Below are 300 nucleotides of genomic sequence, written 5' to 3' on the forward strand. Positions count from 1 at the left end.
AGCCTGAGTTCGAGCATTCTAAGTATACATTTGAAACATCGGACACTGAAATGCTCGAACTCAGGCTGAAGGAAAATATCTCTCACCGTAAATCCTTCTGTCCACTCTAGATCAAAAACATTTTCCTTTTCTTGAATGTAAGAAGCTAAACGCTCAATTCCATAAGTAATCTCAACAGAAACAGGCTTACATTCTAAACCACCAACTTGTTGAAAATACGTAAACTGAGTAATTTCCATGCCATCAAGCCATACTTCCCAGCCTAGACCAGCACAGCCAAGGGAAGGATTTTCCCAATTG

At 40.0% G+C, this 300-nt stretch carries 1 protein-coding gene; it reads right to left on the minus strand.

What is annotated here, in order from left to right:
* Positions 1–300: glycine--tRNA ligase subunit alpha (locus PZE06_RS28050; RefSeq protein ID WP_275792409.1), on the minus strand; the 300-nt coding region annotated here is incomplete at both ends.

The sequence above is a fragment of the Robertmurraya sp. DFI.2.37 genome (assembly GCF_029211245.1).
Taxonomy (GTDB): Bacteria; Bacillota; Bacilli; order Bacillales; family Cytobacillaceae; genus Robertmurraya; species Robertmurraya methanolica_A.